The organism is Micromonospora sp. S4605 (assembly GCF_003176715.1).
GTDB lineage: Bacteria > Actinomycetota > Actinomycetes > Mycobacteriales > Micromonosporaceae > Micromonospora > Micromonospora echinaurantiaca.
Map to the genome: position 1 here is coordinate 1 of NZ_QGSW01000099.1, position 2,890 is coordinate 2,890.

Annotated in this window: 2 protein-coding genes and 1 pseudogene; all 3 read right to left on the reverse strand. The window is 75.2% G+C overall.

The window, feature by feature from the left end:
* A pseudogene (locus DLJ47_RS06085) lies at positions 1–618 on the reverse strand (MFS transporter); the annotation flags it as partial.
* Positions 619–818: 200 nt separating this feature from the next.
* On the reverse strand, positions 819–1,757 hold the full coding sequence (locus DLJ47_RS06090) for a mechanosensitive ion channel family protein (RefSeq protein ID WP_109899094.1): 939 nt from the start codon (positions 1,755–1,757) through the stop codon (positions 819–821).
* Between the two features lie 83 nt (positions 1,758–1,840).
* Positions 1,841–2,842, reverse strand: a complete 1,002-nt coding sequence (locus DLJ47_RS36670) for a hypothetical protein (RefSeq protein WP_233257681.1) — start codon at positions 2,840–2,842, stop codon at positions 1,841–1,843.
* Between the last annotated feature and the right edge of the window lie 48 nt (positions 2,843–2,890).

Sequence of the window (2,890 nt, forward strand, 5' to 3'; positions counted from 1 at the left end):
GCCGCTCGGCGCGGGGCTGACCGGGGCGGGGGTGCGGTTTCCCGGGAACCGGGTGGCGACGGCGGCGGCGAGCAGGCAGGCCAGCACGCTGGCCGCGCCGACCGCCGGGTACCCGCCGACGGCGAGCACCGGGGCGGCCAGCACGACCGAGGCGAGCAGGGCGAGCGTCTCGGCGGTACGTGCCCGACCGATGGTCCGGGCGTACCGGCCGGCCGCGCCGAGGCGGTCCAGTTCGGTGAAGACCAGCGCCTCCAGCGCGCCGGAGGCGAGCGCCCCACCGGCGCCCCAGAGCACGAAGCCGACCGCGAACGCCGGGTAGGACGGGACGATCACCCAGAGCGCGAAGGCGGCGGCGCTGACCAGCGGAGCGAGGCAGAGCAGCAGCCGGCGGGAGACCGCGTCGGCCCAGGCACCGGAGGGCACCTCCAGCAGGATGCTGCTGGCCGACCAGATCACGAACAGCGAGCTGATCTGCCACACGGACAGTCCGGTGTCGCTGAACAGCAGCGCGTACACCGGATAGAGCAGGACGAGTTCACTGAGGAACGCGTACCCGTAGAGGGTGGCCGCCAGCCGGCGGACACGCGGATCGGGCACGCGCGCGGAGATGGGAGTCATGAGGCCTTCCCGGAAGGACGAAACGGACGCCGGACGTACGGCGACCGCGGCGGCCCACGGCAGTGGCCTCTAGCGGAGCATCAACATCGCCAGGTCATGCGGCGATGGTAGTCGGACCGGGCCGGGCCGGTCATGCCAGTTCGCCGGACACGCACCGGGGTGGGATCCGACGGATCCCACCCCGGCCGGTCGGCGACGGGTCAGCGCCGGTCGCGGTCCACCGGCGGAATGACCATGGTGGCCTCGGCGTCGTCACCGGTCGGCTGCGCCGGGATGGTGGCGCCGCGCGGCGTGGGCTGGGTGGCGTCCGGGTCGGTCTGCGCCGCGGCGGCCGCTCCGGGGTGGCCGGGCGCGGCGGGCACCACCTGGGTGGCTTCCGGGTCACCGCCGGCCGCACCCGCGGCGGGCGCCGACTCGGCCAGCCGGGCCGCGGTGTCCCGGCGGCCGGCCTGGTACGCCCGGGCGTGCGTGGCGATCGCCTGGGACTCCTGCTCGGCCCGGGTCAGCCAGGACTCCCACCGGCTCTGCATCGGCCGGACCAGTCCGCCGCCGACGCCGACGACCAGGATGCCGCCGACGGTGGCCAGCACGGCGATCAGCACCGGGGTGGTCACCGCGGTGGCCACGCCGATCTGGTTGAGCGCGGCGATGATCCCCAGGCCGAGGATGAACACCGACGCGATGGTGGCCAGGATCCGGCCGTACGACAGCCCGCCGAGGGCGCCGCTGATGATGTCCTTGACCGCGTTGGCGATCGCCGCGGCCACCACCACGATGACGATCGCGACGAAGGCACGCGGCAGCCAGGCGATGACCCCGGCGATCAGGTCCGAGATGGGGTTCGGTCCCCAGATGCCGAACGCGAGTTGCAGGGTCACCAGCAGCACGCCGTAGTAGACGAGCTTGGCGACGATGTCGCTGGCGTCGTACCGCGACCGGGCCAGTGCCCGGCGGATGCCGCCGCGCTCGACGGCCCGGTCGAAGCCGACCCGCTCCAGCACCTTGTCCACGAGCTTGCGCAGCGCCTTCGCCGCCAGCCAGCCGACCACCAGGATGGCCACGAAGCCGACGGCCTTGGGCAGGAAGAGCAGCACCGAACGGAGGGCGTCCCCCACGGCGTCACCGAAGTTGTCTCGCATCGAATCCTCCACAGCACCGGTTCGTCCCGGCCGACCTACCCCGTGGGGATCCGCCGGAAACCCGGGCGCGGCGGCGCCGGGAGTCACGGTCGGCAGTCGTACGCGACCTCGGTCTGCGCCTGCATCGGCGCCGGGGAGGTGATGTTGACGGTGGCCGTCTGCCGGGTGCTCCCGACGCCGGTGAACGTCCACTCCAGCGTCAGGTCGACGCTGCGTTGCCCCCGGCCGACCCGCTCGGTCAGCACGTTGCTCGGCGGGCTGCCGGAGCGCAGCCACTGGTACTCGATGACCCCGCCCCGCCCGTTGGTGCGTACGGTCGCGACCACGTCGACGGTGACGTCACACCGGTCACCGGCCGGCTCGGGCACGGCCACGGTCACCCCGGTGATCTCCAGCGGGCTGATCCGCTGCCACAGGTAGATTCCGACGGCGGCGAGCAGCGCCAGAGTGAGCAGAGTGGACAGCACCGAGGTGACCGTCCGCCAGACCGACCGTGGGCGTCGCGGCGGCGGCGCCGGCCAGGCCGGTGCGGCCGGCGGCGTGGCCGGGACGCCGGGGCCGAACCGCACCTCGCCGCCGGCCGGTACGGCAGCCGCACCGGATGCCCCGGCGGCCGCGCCGGCCCTGCCAGGCGTGGGCGCGCCGGCCCTGCCCGACGTGGGCGTGCCGGTTCCGCCCGGTGTGGTCGCGCCGGCCGGACCGGTGCTGCCGGGCGTGGCTGCGACGGTACGCGGGCCGTAGAGCGTGCCGGTCCCGGCGGCGGTGGTGGCCCCGCCGGTCGGATGGGTCGGCTGGGACGACTCCGCCGCGGCCGGCCAGGCCGCCGGACCGGGGCGACCGGCCGCGCCCATGTCGACTGTCGACTCCCCCGCCGACGGCGGAGTCCATCCACCCGCCCGATGACCGGTCGACCCGGCGGCGCCCCAACGGACCGTCGGCTCGGCACCGCCCAGCTGAACCGTCGACTCCCCCACACCCAGGTGCACCGTCGGCTCCGCTCCGCCCGGTTGCCTCGGCGGCGGGGCCAGGTGGACGGTTGGCTCGACCGGCTCCGGACGCTCGGCGGACTCGGGGGCGAGCCGCACGGTGGGCTCGGCCGGGACTGCCGGGACGGTGGGCCAGGTGGGCCGGGT

What these genes read in the sequence shown, in the direction of transcription:
- DLJ47_RS06090 (WP_109899094.1), bottom strand. Translation starts at nt 1,757, where the DNA reads ATGCGAGACAACTTCGGTGACGCCGTGGGGGACGCCCTCCGTTCGGTG.